The 1,201-nt window shown below is 47.0% G+C and carries 2 protein-coding genes; one reads left to right on the top strand and one right to left on the bottom strand.

Annotation, left to right across the window (positions count from 1 at the left end):
• Nucleotides 1–395: hypothetical protein (locus tag ABTU92_RS30615; protein WP_408095285.1), on the bottom strand; the 395-nt coding region annotated here is incomplete at its 3' end.
• A gap of 113 nt (nt 396–508) precedes the next feature.
• On the opposite strand from ABTU92_RS30615, the gene ABTU92_RS30610 reads away from it, so the two are divergent.
• Nucleotides 509–1,159, top strand: a complete 651-nt coding sequence (locus tag ABTU92_RS30610; protein ID WP_408095284.1) for a queuosine precursor transporter — start codon at nt 509–511, stop codon at nt 1,157–1,159.
• The last annotated feature ends 42 nt before the right edge of the window (nt 1,160–1,201 follow it).

The raw sequence follows: 1,201 nt of genomic DNA, 5'->3' as shown, positions 1-1,201 counted from the left end.
GGAATACAAACCATGTTCTCAATAGGACTATTTCCGACGAAACACTCGATCATCTCCGAACTGGCGGTTTTTCGGCAGAACACCTGCGTGCTCCGTCTATCGAAGCAAAGCCCTGCAATTCCCTCATTGCTTGAGAACTCCATCCGCCAAGACGCTCTATGCTTCGGATCTAAAAGTTTTTCATTAAATAGAAAATCGTCTTGATTGAACAAGCTGAGTTTTGTACTATTTTTGTGACTAATCAATACAGCCCCATGACTAGCTATTGGGTCTTCTATTACCGTTGCTATAAGAAATGATATTATAATCTCTTCTTGTGATCGCCCCCTTGCGCCGTGCAAAAATTTACGTACCGGCTCAAAATTCAACCGTGTTGCTGATGCGAATCCAGGCATCGCTCCCTCATCGCTGGAAATGATGTTTCACGAAGGCTCGCTTTAAGATAGCATAAGTGATACTGATGTCTCAATGCAAATTAGCTCGGCGTCGACACTCACCGGAGCGTCCCATGCAATCTCGCTCTCAGTTATTTCTGCTTGCTTTTGCGATGATTTATTGCTCTTCGATAGTTGCCAGCACAGTTGTTGCAAACAAGCTCATTCTGATGCCGTTTCAGCTGTCTGCTACTTCGGCCATAATCTGTTTCTCGATAAGCTTTATACTAATTGATACAGCTGCAGAAATGTATGGGAGCAAAGTAGCGAGATCGATCGTCTACATCGGTCTCGTCTCGATGATTTTTTCGGTAGCAATTTTTTACCTGACGATTTGGTTGCCGCCAGACCAGTCATGGATGCATCAGAGCGCCTTCGAAACCACTCTCGGCTCAACCGCTCGAATTTGTATTGCTGGCTTGTTTGCCTACTTTGTTAGCCAACGCCTTGATGTCGTGTTTTATCTCGCTCTCCGGCGGCGGATCGGCGGGCGCTACTCTGTTGCGGGCAGCGCCTGGGTGGGCATGGTCGTTTCCCAATTTATTGATACCATGATTTTTATAGTTGCGGCGTTCTATGGAGTTATTGAAAACTCAAAGCTATTGAACTTATTTGCCGGCCAATACTTTGCTAAATTGGCCGCAGCCACAATGCTCGCGCCAGTAATAGCGCTAACTATCCGGACTGGACGCCATTGGATTGCAGGCGGCTTCAACCTGAAATAGCTTGCCCTGCGCACGCTCGACTGCACATCTGCTGTTGCGCCG

The organism is Rhodoplanes sp. SY1 (assembly GCF_046000175.1).
Taxonomy (GTDB): domain Bacteria; phylum Pseudomonadota; class Alphaproteobacteria; order Rhizobiales; family Xanthobacteraceae; genus Rhodoplanes.
This window is presented reverse-complemented; position numbering and strand designations above follow the sequence as displayed.

Coding starts and splice junctions, on each gene's coding strand:
- ABTU92_RS30610 (WP_408095284.1), top strand. CDS start 509: ATGCAATCTCGCTCTCAGTTATTTCTGCTTGCTTTTGCGATGATTTAT.